The sequence below is a fragment of the Vibrio sp. V09_P4A23P171 genome (assembly GCF_963875615.1).
Taxonomy (GTDB): Bacteria; Pseudomonadota; Gammaproteobacteria; order Enterobacterales; family Vibrionaceae; genus Vibrio; species Vibrio anguillarum.
The window spans coordinates 1-21,028 of sequence record NZ_CAWNMR010000023.1 but is presented as its reverse complement, the minus strand read 5'-3'; the positions used below and the strand labels follow the sequence as shown (position 1 = coordinate 21,028).

Below are 21,028 nucleotides of genomic sequence, written 5' to 3'. Positions count from 1 at the left end.
CGGTTATCGGTTGTGTACCAAGCTTGCTTTGGCTACTGAATCCAAGATCTCATTCAGTTTCACCGCTTCTTGGGTTAAATCTTGAATATACTGGTCAAGTTGTGAGTCAAATTTCTCTTTCAACTCTTTGCTCGCTTGAGTTTCCTCTTGCTTGCGAACTTGATCGGCATGTTGCATTTCATTGACATTACCTACCATACTGCTGGCCATTTCACTCATTTGTGAAACAGAACGGTATTTGGCAGTACGGCCTTCTTGCAGATTAGCGGTAAACTTATTCACCGAGCGTGAATCCAATGAACTCACTGAGGTATTTTTACCTTTCGTTAAATCCGTAACATGCTTATCTTTCAATGTTTTGCTCTGACCCATGCGTACTGTTGCCGCCGTAGACATGGCCATCGTCGCAACGGAAGCGGCAAGTGTAATACCGAATTTCCGCTGTGCGTCGCTGCATTTATCGCCCGAAAGCTTAACCGCTAAATCACTCGTCGCCACCGCTTCAGTAATGCGATTTTGCATCATTTGGGCACGTAAACGTTGAGATGATTCAATGATTTGAGCAAGCAAAGCCAGAAGGTCACTCATTGAAACTGAGCCTGTTTCAACTTTGTCCAGTTTCTCACTGTAACTATTCCACTGCTTTTCATTAACCACTACTGCGTTTCGAGCGTGTGATTTTTCAGCAAATGTAATATCCGAAGGTTGGGTATTAAATACAATAGAACTCATTTAGTTATCTCCAGATTACATATGGGTCGAAATCATTTTATCGTTAAATTCACGGAAATCGCTGTTGGTTTTAGACAGTGATTCAAAGGCGTGAGTGACGGCACGCATCGCTTGAGAAAGCATCATTAAGATCTGTTGGATTTGAGTCTCCAATGCTTCCTGTTTTGCTTGTGCAATCTCCATATCTTTTCTGATATCGGCAGATTTGATGCCATAACCCATACTCACGACAGACGTAACATTTGAGCTCACCTCAACAGCCTGATTCACACGAGTCGTACGCAGAGCGACTTTCTCGCTGTTCGTCATCCAATCTTTGAGTGCATCTGCGACATCATCCAGCATTTGCTTGGCTTTAGTCACCAATTGACTTGGGCGCATCGCTTTGAGTGAATTGAGCAAATCAGACATTTTATCGACCATTTGCGACATTTTATTCATCAAGTTTGAAGGACTTAAACTCTTCAGACTGGCGAGTAAGTCATCAATAGACGCCGATACTTTATCGACAGCTTTGCTTAAGCTGGTTAGCTGTTCTTTCAGTGCTGAACCTGCTGACTTAATACTATCAACCGCACTGTCTAACGCTTTAAGCAAGGTGGCTTTCATCTGTTTAATCGCATTTAATGCATGCTCAACAACCTGAGCAACCTTATCAGCCGCTTTAGATAGCGCCTCTTTAGTCGCCGTCAGTGCGGTTGTTTTAAAAGCTTTAAGCGCATCAATCGCTGTATCTAACAACTTAGTCGCTTTCGAAGCGCTACTAGCCGCAGACTTACCGAGCATTGCCGCTAATTTAGCTGGGTTTAAATTCACCAACATACTGCGTAGAGCAACAACAGTGCGCTCAACCATCGTCGCCGCTTTTATCGCCGTATCCGCAGCCATTTTGGCCACATTCTTAACCAATTGCGCGGGGTTAAAGCTGACCAACATACCAACGATGCCAATGCCGATTTCAAGCCCCATTTTGACTTTATCTCGAACATTCTGCGGAACACCTGCCGATTTCATGATTTCATCGGCAATTTTAGGAATGACAATCGACGCAACCATAGTAACGATCATAATGGCCGCCATCACAGGGTTAAACGGTGCAATCAAAATCGCAGCAATGAAACCCAAAGCCATCGTGAATTTGCTCCAAAAACTCTGTTTCGCTTGCGCTTTTTTCTGGTCTTCAATCTGCTTTTCACGATCTTTAAGCTGCTTAATTTGCGACTCTTTTTGCACATCAATCAGTGATTTTTTCGCCGCAGAGTTCTCTTTACCAGTCCCTGAGGTCGCATTGGCCACTTCTTTCATTGCATCTTCAATCAAACGCCATAACGCGTTAAGTGAAACTGCACTACCAGGAAGTGGTTGATTTGGCGTCATATCACTTACTGCTGCACGTTGCGCAGGTTGACGTTGAACATCTTGGCTTTCATCTTCTACTGCGCTGACATAGACCGGCGCTGAGATGGTATTCATGAATGTACTCATGAGTTTTCCCTTCATGTTATTAGCCGGGATTTTGCGTCCTCTTTGATAGCAACACATTTCTCGTGGCACGAGCGGCATGTCCCCCGGCAGTGGCATGCCCTTTTATTTTATTGGATTCTTAGGCTTAAATATTCCGTGCCGCAGCTAACTGTTCATCACGCATTATCGATAACCAATATTTCAAGGTTTCTTGCAGCATTTGGATCTGATCGCCAATGCGATTCACTTCCTTTAATTCTTCTTTTGTTAGCTCACGAGCGGGGAAAGTGGCGTATAAATTTTCAAAATACGGCAAGGACAGGCCGTTACCATTCCAGTCAATAACTGCATGATTATTTTGAGGACCAGCAGGGCGCCAACCCAATGGAGTACCAGAACCATCGTTACCAGGATAACCATCATTATCAAAAAGAAACTCTATTGCAGAAGAGTATGTCGTCGTATCACTAATGAAAGTATTCAAATCCACAATCGGCATCGTTAAAAACATTTCAATCGTAGCTTGGTCAATATCAGGGTTAGCAGCAAGATAACCTGACATTATCGCAAACCGTAACATTGGGGAGAGCCCCATACCTGACGGGTAGGTAGTACTGTCACAAACAAAGCCCCCCGCATTATCAAAATTATTTCGAAGCTGATTGGCTAAAGCGCTTTTCCCACCACACGTACCATTCATGTAGGTCAGAATGTCATGACACAAGCTACCCGCTGGCGCATTATTTAATAAATGATCAAACAACGCATCGGACTCCCTGGCGAAACCATCCCCATCCCAGCCTTCGTGGTAACCATGAGATCCGGATCCAGTACTCTCAAGGAAATGCCCCATAATCGAATCCAGTACCGATGTAGATGGGTACTCATGAGACATAAAATCCATAATTGCAAGTTGGAATAAATCTTCCAGTGTATAGCCGTCGGTTGATCCACTTGCGACTAAGCTATCAAACATCTCCGACATAGCCGCATCAAACATCGCAGCGCCACCGTTCGTCCATGCTTGAATGTCCGCTAATTGATCTCCATACCCTTCAATGCCTTGAGCTAATAGTGCCGCGATGGCCATTTCTGGGTTTCCACGTAACATCGCCAACACGACTTGCTTTTGTTGTGCTGCGAGCATTGCTAACGTTTCAACGCTGGCCGATTGCTTATTCAATGACGCAATTTTCTTATCAATCTTAGATAATTCAGCCTGTGCTTTATCAAGAGTCTTAAGGTTTTTCTCTAATGAGATGTTGTGCGCTTCATCATGTTGGTCTTGAACATTAAACGACTGAAGTGGTCTATTAAATAAATTAACTTGCATGACTGCTCCTATTTTTCCATTTCATTTTTCTTATTTGATATTAAAAATGTTCACATAAAGCAAACACATCAAACATAAGCTATAATTTAATTCAACCATCAGCCTATTAAATATAGGGTTGCAACTGTTGATGCAAGTAGGCATAACGTTTTTCGTAAAATTCATTTAAATTTTGAACTTGTACAATTAATAACATTGCCGCTGCTTGCAGATGTTCATTTAACTTATAATGACATAACGCAATATTTAACACCGTTTCATCCAAATCATTGGTAGGGTACGTTTTTAATACATTGAGTATATCCAGCGCTTTTTTAAATTGTCCCTTTTCTAAATAGATCGCCGCTAAACAACCGGGACCACGGTGATCATAAGGATTAAGCGAGGTATAAGCAGAAAAAACAATTTCGGCCTCTTTAAACTGTAATTGGTTGTAGAAGTTAACACCCAAATCATAAATTTCTTTAAGCTGCGTCACCGTTACCTTTTTAGACTGACGTAATTTTGCCAGCTTCTGCTCAATACCTTTGCTATCCAGTAGAGACAAGTTTTCTTCTTCATTATTTACAAAATCAAAGGTTGTTTCTTTCATATTCTTTGTCCTGAACTGTGATTATCTAGCTACTTTAGCTCGGCTTAATGAAGAACCAATCGCTCTATGCATCACACCCGTTAAGCGATAAGGATATTTAATGTCAATCGATGTTTCTGGAATATCTAGCCCCAATCGAATCGACCATACGATCGCCTGCCTGTTGTTGTATTCAGTCAACAACACCAATCCAGACAACAACGTTGATGACATGCTGGGAATCTGGTTAAAGCCAACAGTGTCTGACCAAAGGTATAATTCTTGCCCTAATTGTTTCCGCAGTGATGCGAAGTTTTGACTTTCATTACTTAGCCGACACTTTTGGTACTCCAGTACTAACCCCAAACGTAAGACGTGTTCTCTGACTTTGAATTTAGAGATAGAAAGCCAAGATTCAATTTCTTCTTCCGTTAAAGACGTTAAGACGGAGAACACCTCTTGAGACAAGATCCTTTTACTCAGATAATAATGAAGTAGTTTTTGATGACGTTTTTTAGATATTTTCATTTATAACGTTCTGAACAAAATAGCTAATGGTCAACGTGTCTTTTTCGGAAACCAGTCCTTTTAAAAAACGTTCAATGTTATTTTTGTTTTCTTGTTCAATATCTTGAAAACTCATGATGAGTACTGAAACGCGTTTGTTTACATCACCCGTAACCACTACACTTGCTCGCAATACGTTTGGAATTACGCTCAACTTGTTAAATATCTCTCGGCTTTCTAATAAGTTGCCTTTTACCATTTCTAATTTGCTTAAGCTGGCAAATTTGGATTCAAGAAGGTCATTGAGATCTTCACGCTGGAAATAGAAATTAAATTTTGTCAATAAAGTACGAGCTTTCTCCTCGGCTGATTCATCAACAAACACCAAAAAGTTCTCTTTTTGCGTCGACAGCGTTGCGGGTACTTGGTATTGAGACAGCATCACAATGACTTTATTGGCAATGTCAGCAGACTCAAAGCTAGCAATTTGTGTAGAACCTTGCTCCCCACAGCCAAATAAAAAAAGCAACAACAAGACATACAGCTTATTCATTACTGAGCCTTCGTCACTTCATTGATCGCGTTCGCTGATTTTGAAGCGATTTTAGTCACCGTTTCTTGGAACATTGTATAGTGGAAAACCGACTGCTGTAGTGATAGCGTATCTTGAACGGTGAGCGCCTTACCATTAGCATTTGCTTTATCAAGAGAATCTAAGATTTCTTGAAACCCTTTCCCTATGTTATTGAACGTATCTTCCAAAACAGAAGGTTGTATCTGCTCTATATTTAAACCTGTCATAAACGACTCCCACAAAATAATACAATAATTTGAACTTGAAACTTACTCTTGCACACTGTGCTGTAATACTGAGTATCCTAGCGAGGAACACTGTGGACATGCCAATGGATAAAACGGAATCATTCTGAAAAAAAGAGAATAAATGTAACTATCCAGCCTATCTGCACGTTTCCCCAAAAATAGTACTTGCCTTTTTCTCTACGACGGCTTGTGCATTGATTCGTGATAACCCCAGAGGTAAAAGCGAGATGCCATAGCTTCAATAAAAAGCTCCCATCAAACAGGGAGCTTCGGGTTTTAATTAACGATTACAACTACCGATAAGCGCCCAACCGGCATAAGGAGTAGTTGGCGTTTTATCACCATCAGTCCAACGTTCCGCTTTATACAAACTCCCTTCATATGTAACTTGGTCGCCGGGTTGATATTGGCCTTGTACAAACGGGGCAATATCCGCACAGAGGCCATCATCACCGCCACCGCTACCATCACCGGTTACAATCAGTTGTGTCGCTTTGGTTGTAGAGATCTCACCGTCAGAAACGTCTAAACCAATGGTATACGTGATGTCGGATGCAGTGACTGGTGCTGTTACTTGAAGCGTATTGCTGCTCATATCACCAATGACGACGACATCAGCTGGTACTGTCCACTGATAGCTTACCGTATCACCATCAGGGTCACTTGCGGTTGCAGTGATCGTAACGGACTCACCACTTTTAACTTCAAAAGAAGGAGCAAGTTGAATGACTGGCGGCTTATTGCCCGGAGGTGGTGTCACACCACCACTTCCCCCCGTAATGGAGCCGTCACACTCATGGCCAGATAAACAAACTGGGTTTTGTGCATAAGCATCCACCTTGCTTTGTAACCAACCGTTATCCGAACCATTGGAGCCGATAGAAACTACGGCCGTTGTCGAACCACCGCCCCAAAAAACCGCGAATACGTTATTCTTAGGTAAATCTTGTATCCCAGCGTTAGACCAATCATAGCCAGCATCTTTCTCCAGCAATTCGCCCACATTACTTGCGCCGTTATAGATGTTCGCACTCAGTGGCTTATCGAGTAAACCAGCACGGATCTTACTAATGTCAGAGCCAATTCGTGCGTCTCCCATAAAGTAAGAACCACCGGACGCTTCATGCTCTTCCATGATCATGCTGTTACTTTCATCAACGGTTGGCATGTGTCCACCGGGGATCTGCCAAATCATCGCTGGGGCATCAACGCCGCCACTGATGGTTTTCACATAAGAGAGATAACGAGTCCAGCTGGTGGCGTTATAAGCGTAGTTTGCAATCGCTTCTGACCCGAAACCATCACGCTCGTATTTATCAAACACAATGTAATCTGGCACATAATTACCTGAATACACTTGAAGAGAATTGACAAAATCAGCGACATCTTTACCCGTATTCTGAGAATCATCTTCAGTGCTGTGGATCCAGTTAGCGCTGCCGACAGCCCATAAGTTAATCTGCCAGCCAAAGCTTACATCTGGTGCCATCCCTTTCATGATGAAGTTCAAAGATGCAATGTACCCCGTCAATGTATTGTCAAAAGTCGGTAACTCGGTGGGTAGCGTATAACCGTAAGTGTCTTGCATGTATTGAAGTGCATGCGCAAGCTGTTCATTAACTTTCACTGCACCCTGCTCATTCAACCGCTCAACGTGTTCCGGGTTTTTCTGCAGCTCACCTAAGAAATCTGGGTTCAACACGAAAGACATAGGCGAAGATCCGTCACCAGCAGCATATTCCTGAGCGGCGGTGGCTTGAGTCATAAATGTCGCATAGTGCTTATAAAGCGTATCGTTATCTTCCAAATCTCCAAACGATGCACCACCACTCGCATTGGCGGTGTATACCACCATGACAGGTAATACGTGTTTACCGGAAATTTGAGACGCCGTCTGCGCATTTTGATAGGTCCGGTGCAAAGGTAGCTCCGCTTTTTGCAAAATAACACCCGGGTCACCTGAACCACTGAAGCCTGCATATTTGAAAATGGCATCAACACTGGTTGCGCCAATTGCGCTGGTTACCTGTTCTCCATCATTGGTAACCGTACCGTTAGCAACAAAATCCGGGAAACCTTTGACCGCTAAACTCATGCTTTCGCGAAATGGCAGAACCAGCGCAAACGGTGAAAGACTTTCATCAATAGTCACCACACTATCCCCTTCATACGCATAACGGGTTTCATCGGTGGCAACAGGTTCGATTTGAATTAAGTAATCACCAGGCTTGATGCTCTCTGGCAAGATTTCATTATGGCGAGAAATTTCGTAACGGTAGCTTACAGAACCATCACGCGCCATTAAGCTGACCATAACGGGTAGCGCTTCACTAGGGAGACCTGTGATTTGCGCTTCAACTTGGCGAAAACCGTCGGTCGCAACTTGCGATACATCAACGTCAGGCGAAACGGGCATTAGGCTGTCTTTATTGACTGTCACACCCAAACTTGGCTGCAATTGATACACCGAATTATTCACAGTGACGGGAGCATAAGAGAGATCGTAGCTATCGCCATCCAACAACTTAGTGATATCAAATTGGCTACCAAAAGGTACAGTAACGCTACGCAAAACCTCTTCACTTCCCGCTTGGTGTATTGCAACATCTGTGGTTGGGTTTCCTGCGATACTGTCTAATGCAGGCAAGGTCAAATTTATACCCGCATAGTAAATGAATGCATTATATTGAAGTTGAGAACTTGCTGGGCTCTGTTCACTGTTTACTGTCACACTCATCACTGGTGACACTGCGTTAGCAAGCCCAAACTCACTGCTGACATCCAATGTTGTCAACTGATATTCACCATCACTAAGATGATCTAAGGTAAACGTACTCCCCCATGGTACTGAAACTGTCTCGCTATAGCTTTGCCCTTCGACTTGAACAGAAGCACTGCTAAGGCTAGAGTGAGGCGACGTGGGAGCGACGATCTCTATTTTACCCTGCATCGCGGGGTCATTTTTCACAATCACTTTTTCTACATGGAGATCATTGGCATCAACCGAGTTGCCATCCGCAGCATCCACACCAAAAGTAAGCTTAATGGAATTGCCAGATGAAAGAGGTAACGACGTGCTGTCATGTTTAAAGATGAACGTGTTACCTTGCTGGCGACGAACTGAGAACCCAGTACTGCCCCAAATATTCTCAATGCTGATATTTTTATCCGCAACGAGCCAAATCTCAGCCCCATTGAAGTCCAGAGACTGGCCAGAAGTGTTCGTTAATAAAATTTCGCCTTGGGAATACCAAGTATCAACCGACCCCATCGAGACAGAGCTGCTTACTGATTCGCTTTTGACACTTGTCGAACGTTGCACTTCTGCGCTGACAGTGGGTACCGACAGTAACGGTGGCGAAAGCAGTATTGCTGATATGAGCAAACTAATCGTTTTTTGTTTCATATGGATACTTAAAACTCCTTTAATAGTGTGTGAGTATGCCGATTAAAAAATCACTGAGTGACAATTAAGTAACTTAGCGAACTCATCTCCACACCACTATTGAACAAAGTGGAATAATCATGAAACAAATACAAATCAGATAGTTAAACCAAAAAATGACTTGTAATACACCCCATCGAACATAAGGTTACTCATCACATTGGTAAACTCATTGGTGGCTAAAACCCTCTAAACGAACCTAAAATAATGTTAGGCAAAAAAAACCACCGTCTTTAACGGTGGCTAAACAAGTTGAAACGTCTATATTTTTATCATAAAAAATTTAGATATACCGTTCTTACGCGGTTTACGGGTTGATTACCCTTATTAATTAACTAATTAACTATTACCGTCACCTAAATAACTTTTTTCCGCTTTAGTAGTAGTTTTGGGTGCTGCAGGCGAATTAGCTCGATTACGATCACTCGCGATTTTTTCAATCTCGCGACGACCCACTTCCATTTTTTTATATCCTTCTGAGTTTTTAACCTTATCTTGATGCTTGACATCTAACTTATCTAGACTTGTTAGTGTTGATTTGATTTTCGTTATGCGATTTTTTGTACTGTTAATTTCGCTATTTAAGGTATAACCAGAAATTGGACTGTTAGCACCACCATTTTTGCTTTGCTTTATAAGTTTGATTTGCTCGTTAATGCTCTTTATCTCTTTTTTAAGCGATTTGGTTTCCGACGAAGTGCATGCACCAAAATTAAAAATTTTCATTACTTTATTCCTCGATACAAATAGGGTTTGTTGTGTTTCGGTTACATCATCGCTACTGCTGTCTACTTTTAAAAATGTTAATATGCGAAAAAATATGAAAATCTCGTCATGGCCGATAAACTTGGCGCGATGAACCAAAAGCCAAACGGTTTAATCATCTGAATCAATATCGCTAACGCCTTCTACGCTTGTTCTAAATTTAGTTTGGGTTCGAAAACGACTGCTTTTTTCAATGTTAGCAACGACATTAATTTGACCACGAAGTTTTCCGCGCCAAACATTAGGAGCCACATCATCCTCTACATAAAAGTGGTGGATATGATAAAAAGCCTTTTTCTTGCTCTTATTGTCTAAATCTTGTGTCGATTTGATATAAGTATGTACGGCCAAACAAAAGGAGCGATAAGGTACAAGCAGCAGATGATCTGTCAAAATAGACTTCGTCAAAGGCTGGATGATCTTGTTATCTTTCAAAGGTTTTAATTTCGGTGAAGAATGATTACGGCATTGCTGACGCTGCACGATATTTTTCTCTGTATATTCTCTTATTGTTCTTATTGTAACGATTTCCTTATTTATCGTTACATCATTATCACAAATCGCGTGGGAGAGTATCTCAAGATTAACTGTATTCAACGATGGTTTCATAAATATCCCTTAAATTATACATACAACACCATATGACCAAAGTATCATATCACTAAAATGCATAACTCAAAGCTAATTAGTTAAATTTTTGTCGTGTCGCTTAAATCAACAACACGACAATTTTGGCATGTTTTATATTTACGATATGGAATTTACGCTATCTCGCGTTGTTCAAGCAGCTTTTTAAAAAAATGATTACACTTATGATAATAATCAGGATCTACAGTTGTATCAGGTACCATATTTGGCCCCAAAACAATTCCCAAACTTTCCGCATTCATTTTATTAGCTGGCTCATCGATTATTTTTTTACATAATTTTACGACATCAGCAATGCTAGTGGGTAAATCCTGTTGTTGAAAAACAAGATTATCATTCGTTCTCAATCTTTCAATACAACTTGCGATCATTTGATGGTCGGAGGTAGTCAAGGAATTTTTTAGTTGATCCTTAATGACAAGAGCCACCACATTCATATCAGAGACGTTATTTTCTCCAATGTCTGATAACAAATTAGCAGCATTATTTTTGTATTTATCTGCATCAGTTTTGTTAGATGAAATTCTAAAAATACCTTCAGATTCTATAAATCTTGTATTAATCGCCATCATCTCACATAACTGCTTCACGGCATTTTTTGCTTTTGCTTCTTTTGTTTTTCCTATTTTTATATTAAATTTCGCTTGTTTATCTAACAACTTATTGAGTTTTTTTTCTTTCCTAACTACACCTTTCATTTCTTCCGATGATTTTTTATTTAGCTTTCTTATTTCTGATTGAATGTTTTTTTTACTATCTTTATCATTATAAGGTAGATCACTAAGAGCCTTTTTATTTTGTTGATATTTCTCATAACAAGCACTCGCATCTGCGATGGACAACATTTCTTTAATACGATTTTCAATTTTCTTTTGTTTAATAGATAGTACATCAAATGAATTTTTATGGCTAGACCCTATCGAGTTTACCCAAGACTGCAAATGACTAATAATTTTGATATTCATAAATTTTTCTCCAACATTCATTAATCATTAATGGCGTTTAGTCATTAATGTAATGCGCGTTTAGTTTAATTACATCACATTTTTAAAATCTCACACATCACCACATTGAACACGTGAATCATTCAGAGTGATTGTGAATAAAAATAAATCAAATAAAAACAATTAGTTGAATGCAACGTGGCGCAAACTTATAAACCATGAAAATCAACACTGGGAGATCCATTAGGATGATGACAACGTCATTAACCAGTAAGATTAAGGCGATTCAATGCAAGCATGCTTTACATGTGTCATGCTATGATTAAACAATCATTATTGTTCGAGGTAATGAAGGTGTTCGATTTTCTATTTATAATAGTCATCGAAAGCACGTACATGATGAGAACAAGCAGTCAATTCCATTATTAACTGCCTGATATTAAACTGTGGATTTGAGTTAGATCATTACTGTTAATCGCTGCTTATTTCTTACGAAAATAACCTAAAAACCCTCCCTAGAAATCACATTAATACATTGTTAATAAGAAGAGTCATTGAAGAAGAAAACATTGCAGACAATAATACAAAAAACATTAACCTAAGCTCTTGTGACGCTCTGAAATAACCAATGTTGACATTTGATTCTTGCTTAAGAACTTTAGAGTAATTAGAACTGTCTCTTTCTATTTCATCTAACACTTCTGGTGACTCTTCTGGCAATAAGGCAGTGATCGAATCAGAGATTAAAATGTATCCTTCTTTAGGAATGGTTTTTATCTCAAAACAGAGATTTTCAATTACTAAAAGAGCTTTTCTTAAATTAGAAATCGCTTTTGTTAATGATGTTTCACTAACGTAAATACTGCCCCAAATTTTTATATGGATATCTTCTTTAGTTAACACCATATTAGGATTTTCACACAATAGCTTTAAAATTTCAGACTCTCTCCCGCCTAAGCGTAAAAGTTGCTCATTCACTATAATTTCTCGTTTTAATGAGTCGAAAATTATGCCATTGCCTAAAAAGTAACGTCTATCATTCATATCTCTGCACCTTGGTTACATAACAACATCCTTGTCCATGTGATGTAATTAACTATGAATCACACACAAGTGATTTTCAAATAACCTGCGTGTAATTCATTTTATCTCTCTAGTTCATGAACACTCATGAACCTATCATCGATTTTATTTAAATAACCCTGGGATGGGGCTATTCGTATACGGGGCATTTAATCCATAAGCATCCGAGAATGAACGCAAAATGCCCCCCATATTTCCTGTGGGATTTTGAATCAGACGTCCGCCGTTGGCCGTATTTAATTGGGTATTCTGGCCTCCGAGTAGTACGGCAGGTAAATCATTAGAGCTATGCGCGTTACCATCATCCATTTCTGAAGAGATCATGATAATGGTATTGTCAAACAGCGAGCTGCCGCCCACCTCTGGATCAGAGATTTTTTTCAACTGATCAATGAGTTTTGTTACGCTGCTCAAATACCATTGGCGGTGCCTAATGTACGTCTCCTTAATCGTGCTACTCCCGTAATGTGAAGCATCATGCGGAACCATAGCGCTGACGCTCGCCACTTGCGCTGAATCGTTAGACGTACCCAGCGACAACGTGACTACGCGAGTCTTACCACAAGCCAAAGCCAAAATGGTATTCGCCACTTGCAAGTTCAACGTAAGGTCACGGCCATTACCCTGATTTAACTGATCATAAATGTAAGTAGGGCATTCACCCGTTACAATACCTGAACTTTGTAACTCTTCCTGAAGTGAAGCCCCTACACTGTCCATCGTTTGTAACTTGCTTACCGCCACTTGTTCCAATTGAGTTTGTAGAATCTGTACGTCTTCTAAGCTGCTTGCCAGTAACCTCAACTTTTTTACGTCCTGCGGAGATTCACCACTACCACTTTCTCCAGCGAACAGATCATTGTAAACCTGATGTGGTGAATCCGTAGCGCGTAAAGCACCATTGGGTGATCGGGTGGCAACAAAACCGCCATGCCCCCAATAATTGGTGTCTACTCCTAAGCGCAAAGCTTTTTTGGCCATTCCAGAACCGTATTGCTGTTCACAGTGGTAATCGAGCGATCCTTGGCCTTCTCGTTCCTGCATTTGGCCCTTATAACCATCATGCCCGCTGCCTCCTTGAGATTTATTGCCTTCAATGAAAACGGCATAATCTTTATAGTTTTCAAGTGGTGAGGTACAAGCATTCATGGCAAGTTGTCCACCACTAATAGTTGGGTGCCAAGTTCCTCGTGGGTAACCGTCAGAAAAACTGATAAAGATGAACTTTGGGCTTGTTGAAGAACGGCCAGCATGCACATTGAAACTAGGGAGACCCAAACCAGCCATTACACCTAGTGCTACCGAACCTTTAATCAGCTGGCGGCGAGTTAATTGTATATTCTCTTTCATGCGACTTACTCTCTTACCAATACAGTTTCAGACATCAAGACATCACGTATTAAGTCTTTGATTTTTTCAATTTTTGAATAGTCAGCTGATAGGTCAGTCAACATTTCTGTTTTTTCACCAATTAAGTAGGCGAAATAGTTTTTGATAAACGCATTCTTCGCTAACTCATCATCAGACATTAAGTTCGCTAAACCATGTAAGTTTGAAAATTGACCAACAGTGGTACCAAATTTATTCACTAAGGTGCCGTCAGTAGATAAAGCAACATTCGGGTATTCTGTGCCTTCAATAGAAATATAGTTCTCTGTTGAACGGTATTTACCTGTTTTATCGATAACATCCATCGCAAAACCCACATGGTTCATTTTTTCATGACAAGCCCAACACTGAGGATTCGCAGGCCCAGTGCCTTGAGTCCAATAATCACGTGTCGAGTGATCACCTTCAATACTTGAGGGAGTGGCTCCTGTCGGTGGTGCATCATTCCAGTCAAGTAATGAACGCTGTACCATTCGGCCACGTGGAATTGGACGGGTTTTATTGTCATCAGCGTAAGCAACGGCAACCGCACCTAAACTGAGCAAACCTAGACCACGACTTTCTGGTACTTTCACAGGGTTAAAGTTGTTTCCTGTAACACTGCCAAAACCGTAGTACTGCGCGAGGTCTTTGTTAATGAAAGTGGTATCGGAAGACATTAAATCGCTGTAGGTACCTTTCTTGTCATTAAATACAGTATCAGCCACATACAGTTTCAATTCTTCCAGCATATCTCGGCCAAGCTTTTCTGTTAGATCTCCTCGATTAACTACAACTCGACTTTCATCAAAATCTAACGTTTGCATAACGAAGCGGGTAAAATTATCAATCGCTTTGGGGTCATCTAGCATACGGTCAATTTCCGCACTCAATACCGATGGCGTTAACAAGGTTCCATTTTTTGCTTTATCCCACAGTGGTTGGTCTGGCGCCGAACCCCATAAGCGGTAAGCCACCATCGAAGCAACTTCGTAAGCGTTTAGGTCATATTTACCTTGATCATTTGGCGTACCAAACTCAGTTCTGTATAAAAATGCCGGTGAAACTAACATGTTTAATATTGAACCTTTGGCATCTGAAATAAGGTATTTATCTCGCTCTTGTTCAGTGAGTGGACGATGGAATAAACGTTCGCCAATACTGGTCAGCCAAGAATCAAGGCAGTTTTCATCGTTACCTTCATAATCACCGATCAGAAGCCACGGCTTCGCTGACCCAGAAGTCACATAGTTTTGATCTGGTTCAGCTCCACGACTCCAAGTTACCGCTAAGTATTCCTTCGCCTTGTAGTGGACCTGTGTTTTGGTATGCCCTTCATAAATAGTGCTGGCATTCCAGGCCTGTACACTATTTCCACCCACAGCGCAACCACTCGCGCTGGCAATATCCAACTGCTCGTCTACGGCTAAAGCCGCATTAAGGTAACTATCAAACTTATCATTGGTCATATAACCCATATTGGCAGGGTTAGAATAAAAATACTCCACCATGGTACTGCGGTCATCAAGGGGTAAGAGATCACTATCAATCGAAACATTCAGTAAATCTTTGACCGTATTGATATATTCTTGACGTGAAAGCAGCAGCATGTTTCTCTGACCATACCCCGATGCAACTTCCGGTTCTAACCAATAATCAACCCATAGTTCTTCAAGGTAGTCAGACATAGTGATTTGGCAATTTTCATCACAAAAAACACCTGATTTTGTCGTCATGCTGGCGATTTTTTTCTCAATGGCTTTATCGTCAAACTGGAACGCTTCAATCAATTGGGTTGATGGTGATCTATCCGCACTGATTTCTAAATGTTTCCCCGGACCGTGACATTTAGCGCAAGTCGTCGCGAGCAAATGCTCACCATAACCTTGCACGCTAGAAAAATTTGTGTACGTCCATGCCACCTCTGGAGCATTCTGCGCTGAGTCAACAACAATCTCTGTTTGATTATATGGTTCTGGAATGCTGCGTAGCGTAAATGGAAATTTAACCGAATAGGTTCCTTGCGGAATATTTAACCCCGTTTCAATACCCCAAATAAAATCTGCGGGTACTGTCTCGCTTCCTGAAACTAAATTCAATGTGCTCAAATTTTCATTCGCATCCACAGGTTTTTGAGGTGCACGCACAATAAGATTTGAGTCGCCAACTTCTTCGGGGCGAACGACAGTATGTACTACCGTATCTTTATCGATACCACCACGGCCATCGTCAACAGTCAGTTCAAATTCATATTGCGTTGTACCGGGCGTTCTTGGGCGAATTTTTGCTACATCGCTCGTTGCATCCTCGATATTTATCGATGGTCCACCAATTTGACGCCAGCTAAAGCTCAATTCATCGCCATCTGGATCACTCGAATTTCGTCCCCATAGCCATACTTCATTTGAGCCTTCGTGCGTACGATCTAACCCTGCGTTCGCTTTAGGTGGTTTGTTTTGATCAATAATCGGTTTGGGATTAACGACATGAGTCACCGTATCACTACTTGCGGCTTTGCCGTCATTCACGGTTAGCTTAAAGACATAGCTTGTCGATGAAATAACATTGCCAGGACGGAAAATAGCCACATCTTTATTAGCATTCTCAATCGTTACTGCCGGGCCACTAACCTGCTCCCAGAGAAACGCCAAGGCGTCACCATCAGGATCACTGGACTGATTACCTTGTAATAATACTTGTGTAGGTGCTTCATGAGAGCCATCTTGACCAGCATTAGCTAATGGCGGTTGGTTTTGTGGTTCACCGCCTAAACATTGTGCTGATTCTCGTTCAAGTAACAACCAAGGCTGTATACCCCATCCTAGTTCTGAAGAGGACGTAGGGCCATCAAGGTCAGGTACATTATGTGGGCTTGCTGACCATTTGGCTTTAAATAACCCATTTTGATAACAAACTTGGGAATGAGTTACATAGGATTTTGCCTGCCATTCATCGGCAGCAAACGCATATTGACTTGCTATTACAGCTAATATAGCGACCGTATATATGCTTACTCTTTTATCTTTTTTCACAAATAATACTCTCCCGTATTTATGCACATCAATAATCATGCATCGAAACCAACATATGGATAATTATATTTAAAAATATCATTAACACTTTAGTTACAATAAAAAAGTGATTCCATCAATTACAAAGAAGAAATCACTTACTAGCATCAATTAAGGAAATAAACAGCAGAGATATTCATTCGTACATACAGCATGACCGTGTTCAGTCTTAGCTTTTAATACAGACAGAGCCATACTATTCTAGTGCTTTAAAACACTTCAGTTTCAGTCAATTGAGCTATAACCAAACTGCTTATGCACCCATGCACCCACATCAATAATCTCAAGGTTGAGAATTTCACATAATTTCACATGCATTCACACATATCCTTCGGTGACATCATAATATGAGCATCAGTCAAAGCAGACCATAGCCAGCTCATGACTTAAGAAAATTCCCACACCATAAAAAAACTTCCACACCATAAAAATATGAGACTTTCTTCACGAGCTTTACACGAACTCACAAGGGATAAGCTTGATAATTCCTAATGAAAGATTACACTCAATAGTCAGAGCTATTAAGTGGTGTATAGGCTATGGGCAACATATTAAAATCAGCATTGATTATACTTTCCACCATATTTTCAACATCTGCTTTTTCTGAATTAGAATCACAATATTCAATAAGCAAAATTTATCCAAGTAGTGGGCTTTATTCTTCACTTGACAGATCCTGCCAGAAGAGTAATGAAAATATCAATATAGGTATTATTGATGACTTGGATGAACCATTTAGAATAAAATTTGACAATTACATTTCTGGAATCGAGTCAGATTACCTTATGACGATTTTCCCCTGCGAAAAAGATAACATCCGTTACATTTCTTACGCTTCGATGGATGAACTAAAGCGAGCTATGGACGATGGCTTGATTCAATTTTCAATTGCAGGATCCGGTTTTGATGAGGGCGATTATAAAAAGACAACCTTCATTTCAGAAAAGTATGTCGCATTAACTGTTAATGATAGACCTGAACTTAATAGCAACCTTTCGATTGGTTATGTCAATCATTGCTTTAGTAACGAGCTACAAGACTCTGGGTATGATAGTTTCCAATGTGTTCATTTCGATAGTGCCAATGATGCTTATATTTCCATGATCAACGGTGATATTGATTTCGCCATAATAAATTATTTTTCTGCCATATATTTAATGAACAAAATTGATAGTAAGGCTGTAAATATATTTAAGTATTTCGACAAAAATTTTGAACGATACCTTATTTACAAAAACCCAGAATATAAAAATATGGTTAATTTAAAACACTTAAGATATAAAAGCCAACTGATTAAATCTATATGGCACATCGATGCTAGTCATAGCTATCCCATTGAATTAACACAAGCTGAAAAAAAATGGATAGCCGAAGAAAAACCCATTATTTCTGTCGCATTCAATAGTTCTTTGCCACCCTATACTTTCTACGATTCAAAAGGAAATGAAGCTGGTATAATTTCAGATTTCCTTTCAACAATTGGTGTAAAAACGGGGCTGAAGTTTCAGTGGGTAAGAATTACGAAACTTCCTGACATCGTGAGTAACATAATGAGTAATCGTGTTAACATGAGCCCATCAGCATCTTATTCAAAGGAAGTGGACGACTATTTATCTTACACCATCCCTTATGCATCAACCGAAATTTCAGTGGTTACCAGTAAAAAGAAAAATGAAAATACAAATAACACAATTGCTGTTTCTGGTACTTACAACTTAAAAAAATATTTAGAAAATACCTACCCCAATTCAAAAATAATTTTTACAGACAATACATTAACGGCAGTGGAACTCGTTGCGAAGGGAAGTGCTGATTCCGCCTATGGTTACAGTGAAGTCATGAATTTTTTAGTCAATGTATACTTTCAAAAGGAGCTTACTTATAAAGTCATATCAACAAAATATCAAGGCGACCTCAGGTTTGTGATTAGCAAAAAATATGAACATCATGAGATGCTCAAAAGCATACTCGATAAATCCATTGCAAGCCTAGGATTCAGTTACATTGATAAATCAAATGAAAAATGGGATTCTTATCTTGTAAATTCGGAATCTGTTTGGGTAGAAAAAGAAGATAAGGTTAATCAATATTTCTATATTATATTAGTCATTTTGTTTTTAATATTTATATACTTAATTATCTTCTCTCTGAGAGAAATACGAAGAAAGAAAGTATTATCAGAATGGAAATTTAAAGCAAACCTCATTGACGGCATTCCTATTCCTATTGTTGTTAGAGATACTGAATCTAGGTTTGTTCATTTCAATAAGTCATTTTCTGAGTTCAGTTCTAAGGATACAAGTGATTTCTGTATTCTTGGAAAAAAAACTTCCGAGTATCCGAATAAACATTTAGGTAAAGACTTTTTGGATAATGAAGAAGTACGATTTTTTGAAATGCTTAAATCACCTGAACCAACTCACAATACCATTAAATTCATACGAGATGATGAGGAGATGGTACTGAAAGAATGGTCAGTTCCCTATCATGTAGATGGAAAAACTAAAGGACTTATTACTGGTTGGATAGATTTGACTGAAATCAACCATCTTAATTCTCAATTAATCATTTCTAGAGATGAAGCTATAAAAGCTAACAGAGATAAATCTAATTTTATAGCCGTCATGAGCCATGAAATTAGAACCCCATTAAATGCCATTATTGGATCGTTAGAAGTTTCATTTATTGAGGAAAAAGACAAATATATTAGGCAAGCATATGATGCCTCATTAGGATTAATTGACATAGTTAATAACATCCTTGAAATATCAAAGATGGAGGTGGTAAACAGCAATCTAAACATAGAATACATCAATGTAACCACATTAATAAATAGCGTCTCCAGTATATTTACTGCTCTGTGTAATCAAAAAAATCTGGACTTCATTATTAGTGTTGATGTGGATGAAGATACATATATTTATACTGATCAAGTTTATATTCGTCAAATATTTAATAATTTACTTAGTAATGCCATAAAGTACACAGATTCTGGCTCAGTTTCGATAGCATGCCATCTTGAACAAGAGAATGTAATTATAATTATTTCTGACACAGGTGTAGGTATGAGCGATAGTCAACTTAACGATATGGCACTTCCATTCGTGACAGATTCTGAAGATACTGATAGTTATGGCTTAGGCTCAGCTATTGCACACAAATTATGCTCTATACTAAATATAGATATAAATATAAAAAGTGGCATTAACTTGGGAACGGAAATCAAATTAGCCATTCCCAAAACATCGACATTGAACAGTGTATGTGAACATAGTCACAACAATAAGCTTCATTCAATAGATAAAAATACTTATAAGGCTAAATTAAGCGGGAAAAATATATTAGTCGTTGATGATTATGATATTAACCGTCGTCTAGTAGAGAAACAACTAAGTATATTAGATATCGATGTTGTAACTTGTCATAGTGCATTAGAAGCTTGGCGGCTGATCAACCAATCTGAAACCCAGTTTGATATGTTGATCACTGACTGTTACATGCCCGACATGACGGGCTTTGAACTAACAGAAGTGATTCGCTCATGGGAAATAAAAAATAGGACAAAATCAATGCCAATTATAGGATTTACAGCCAATTCCCAAACTGAGGTTTTCGAATTGTGTTTGAAATCAGGCATGAACGATTGCATATTTAAACCAATAAATCTTAAAGACTTGCAGGACACTATTTACAGGAATCTAACACTGGCAGATGAACATATTGATATCGTTAATGTTCGCCGTTTTTCTTACGAGACAGGTCAATCATTCCAAGAGCTGACCCATTTATTGCATACCGCATTGAAGGAAATTGAAAGTCAATTGTCAGAAACCAATTGTAATGAAGAATTTCAGTCTATTGTGCATAAATTGAAGGGTATTACGCGAATTATAGGCGACCTTGATTTATTGGAGAAATGTGAACTATTTGAAAAAGACAATCAAACAGTCACACTAGCTAAAATAGCGGAAAGAGTGACGTTATTAATAACAAGCATTAGTTCTATTATTAAAAATAAAGATAAGGCTTAATTTTATGGCAAGTTTTCTTTTAGTCGATGATCATTCCGTTGTACTAGAATGTTTAAAAAATGTTATCACCTCAATAGGGCATGAGGTGATAGGAGAAGCAAAAAGTGGTATTGAAGCTGTTAAGAAAATAAACACTTTAAATCCTAAGTTCATCATTCTTGATATTGGGATACCTCATCTCGACGGTTTTGAAGTGATCAAACGATGCCCCCCTCATACTGATCAAAATTATATTATTTTATAC

16 protein-coding genes are annotated in these 21,028 nt (G+C 39.5%); 2 read left to right on the top strand and 14 right to left on the bottom strand.

The genetic code is table 11. The features are described from left to right. Positions 1-3: 3 nt before the first annotated feature. The 14 genes from AACT23_RS09305 to AACT23_RS09240 all read right to left on the bottom strand — a co-directional run bounded on the left by AACT23_RS09305 (position 4) and on the right by AACT23_RS09240 (position 16,714). Complete coding sequence (locus AACT23_RS09305) at positions 4-732, bottom strand: type III secretion system protein (protein ID WP_094129938.1); 729 nt, start codon at positions 730-732, stop codon at positions 4-6. A 15-nt stretch (positions 733-747) separates the two neighbouring features. Then, on the bottom strand, positions 748-2,217 hold the full coding sequence (locus tag AACT23_RS09300) for a hypothetical protein (protein WP_269146491.1): 1,470 nt from the start codon (positions 2,215-2,217) through the stop codon (positions 748-750). A gap of 124 nt (positions 2,218-2,341) precedes the next feature. Continuing rightward, the gene (locus AACT23_RS09295) at positions 2,342-3,529 is read right to left on the bottom strand and encodes a hypothetical protein (RefSeq protein ID WP_094129935.1); all 1,188 of its coding nucleotides are present in this window, start codon (positions 3,527-3,529) and stop codon (positions 2,342-2,344) included. Positions 3,530-3,635: 106 nt separating this feature from the next. After that, positions 3,636-4,121, bottom strand: coding sequence for a tetratricopeptide repeat protein (locus tag AACT23_RS09290; RefSeq protein WP_017044442.1), 486 nt, complete (start codon positions 4,119-4,121; stop codon positions 3,636-3,638). Between the two features lie 21 nt (positions 4,122-4,142). Continuing rightward, positions 4,143-4,628, bottom strand: a complete 486-nt coding sequence (locus tag AACT23_RS09285) for a hypothetical protein (protein WP_094129932.1) — start codon at positions 4,626-4,628, stop codon at positions 4,143-4,145. Then, positions 4,615-5,160, bottom strand: coding sequence for a type III secretion protein (locus tag AACT23_RS09280; protein ID WP_094129929.1), 546 nt, complete (start codon positions 5,158-5,160; stop codon positions 4,615-4,617). The genes AACT23_RS09285 and AACT23_RS09280 overlap by 14 nt, the downstream gene beginning before the upstream one ends. Next, entirely contained in the window at positions 5,160-5,408 is a 249-nt protein-coding gene (locus AACT23_RS09275) for a hypothetical protein (protein WP_017044439.1), read from the bottom strand. Before AACT23_RS09275 ends, AACT23_RS09280 begins: the two co-directional genes overlap by 1 nt. Positions 5,409-5,709: 301 nt before the next feature. Beyond that, the gene (locus AACT23_RS09270) at positions 5,710-8,835 is read right to left on the bottom strand and encodes a PKD domain-containing protein (RefSeq protein ID WP_094129926.1); all 3,126 of its coding nucleotides are present in this window, start codon (positions 8,833-8,835) and stop codon (positions 5,710-5,712) included. A gap of 378 nt (positions 8,836-9,213) precedes the next feature. Further along, the gene (locus AACT23_RS09265) at positions 9,214-9,600 is read right to left on the bottom strand and encodes a hypothetical protein (RefSeq protein ID WP_094129923.1); all 387 of its coding nucleotides are present in this window, start codon (positions 9,598-9,600) and stop codon (positions 9,214-9,216) included. Between the two features lie 150 nt (positions 9,601-9,750). Continuing rightward, positions 9,751-10,248 (bottom strand): hypothetical protein, encoded by a 498-nt coding sequence (locus tag AACT23_RS09260; protein WP_094129920.1) that lies wholly within the window; start codon positions 10,246-10,248, stop codon positions 9,751-9,753. A 152-nt stretch (positions 10,249-10,400) separates the two neighbouring features. After that, a complete protein-coding gene (locus AACT23_RS09255; protein ID WP_094129917.1) occupies positions 10,401-11,252 on the bottom strand; it encodes a RhoGAP domain-containing protein in 852 nt (283 codons plus the stop codon). 501 nt (positions 11,253-11,753) lie between these two features. Further along, positions 11,754-12,275 carry a winged helix-turn-helix domain-containing protein gene (locus AACT23_RS09250; protein ID WP_094129914.1) on the bottom strand — a complete coding sequence of 174 codons (522 nt, stop codon included), beginning with the start codon at positions 12,273-12,275 and terminating at the stop codon, positions 11,754-11,756. 144 nt (positions 12,276-12,419) lie between these two features. Next, a complete protein-coding gene (locus tag AACT23_RS09245; protein WP_094129911.1) occupies positions 12,420-13,664 on the bottom strand; it encodes a DUF1552 domain-containing protein in 1,245 nt (414 codons plus the stop codon). Positions 13,665-13,669: 5 nt separating this feature from the next. Continuing rightward, on the bottom strand, positions 13,670-16,714 hold the full coding sequence (locus AACT23_RS09240; RefSeq protein WP_255211893.1) for a DUF1592 domain-containing protein: 3,045 nt from the start codon (positions 16,712-16,714) through the stop codon (positions 13,670-13,672). Positions 16,715-17,292: 578 nt separating this feature from the next. Here AACT23_RS09240 and AACT23_RS09235 point away from each other — a divergent pair. Together AACT23_RS09235 and AACT23_RS09230 are read left to right on the top strand one after the other, a co-directional pair. Further along, positions 17,293-20,784, top strand: coding sequence for a response regulator (locus AACT23_RS09235; protein WP_094129905.1), 3,492 nt, complete (start codon positions 17,293-17,295; stop codon positions 20,782-20,784). Between the two features lie 4 nt (positions 20,785-20,788). Further along, positions 20,789-21,028 (top strand): response regulator (locus tag AACT23_RS09230; RefSeq protein ID WP_141195566.1); only part of this gene is annotated, 240 nt, incomplete at its 3' end.

Excerpts from the sequence above, each read along its gene's own strand:
- AACT23_RS09300 (WP_269146491.1), bottom strand. The coding sequence starts at position 2,217 with ATGAGTACATTCATGAATACCATCTCAGCGCCGGTCTATGTCAGCGCA.
- AACT23_RS09280 (WP_094129929.1), bottom strand. The coding sequence starts at position 5,160 with ATGAATAAGCTGTATGTCTTGTTGTTGCTTTTTTTATTTGGCTGTGGG.
- AACT23_RS09295 (WP_094129935.1), bottom strand. The coding sequence starts at position 3,529 with ATGCAAGTTAATTTATTTAATAGACCACTTCAGTCGTTTAATGTTCAA.
- AACT23_RS09245 (WP_094129911.1), bottom strand. The coding sequence starts at position 13,664 with ATGAAAGAGAATATACAATTAACTCGCCGCCAGCTGATTAAAGGTTCG.
- AACT23_RS09235 (WP_094129905.1), top strand. The coding sequence starts at position 17,293 with ATGGGCAACATATTAAAATCAGCATTGATTATACTTTCCACCATATTT.
- AACT23_RS09255 (WP_094129917.1), bottom strand. The coding sequence starts at position 11,252 with ATGAATATCAAAATTATTAGTCATTTGCAGTCTTGGGTAAACTCGATA.
- AACT23_RS09270 (WP_094129926.1), bottom strand. The coding sequence starts at position 8,835 with ATGAAACAAAAAACGATTAGTTTGCTCATATCAGCAATACTGCTTTCG.
- AACT23_RS09275 (WP_017044439.1), bottom strand. The coding sequence starts at position 5,408 with ATGACAGGTTTAAATATAGAGCAGATACAACCTTCTGTTTTGGAAGAT.
- AACT23_RS09250 (WP_094129914.1), bottom strand. The coding sequence starts at position 12,275 with ATGAATGATAGACGTTACTTTTTAGGCAATGGCATAATTTTCGACTCA.
- AACT23_RS09305 (WP_094129938.1), bottom strand. The coding sequence starts at position 732 with ATGAGTTCTATTGTATTTAATACCCAACCTTCGGATATTACATTTGCT.
- AACT23_RS09260 (WP_094129920.1), bottom strand. The coding sequence starts at position 10,248 with ATGAAACCATCGTTGAATACAGTTAATCTTGAGATACTCTCCCACGCG.
- AACT23_RS09285 (WP_094129932.1), bottom strand. The coding sequence starts at position 4,628 with ATGAAAATATCTAAAAAACGTCATCAAAAACTACTTCATTATTATCTG.
- AACT23_RS09265 (WP_094129923.1), bottom strand. The coding sequence starts at position 9,600 with ATGAAAATTTTTAATTTTGGTGCATGCACTTCGTCGGAAACCAAATCG.
- AACT23_RS09290 (WP_017044442.1), bottom strand. The coding sequence starts at position 4,121 with ATGAAAGAAACAACCTTTGATTTTGTAAATAATGAAGAAGAAAACTTG.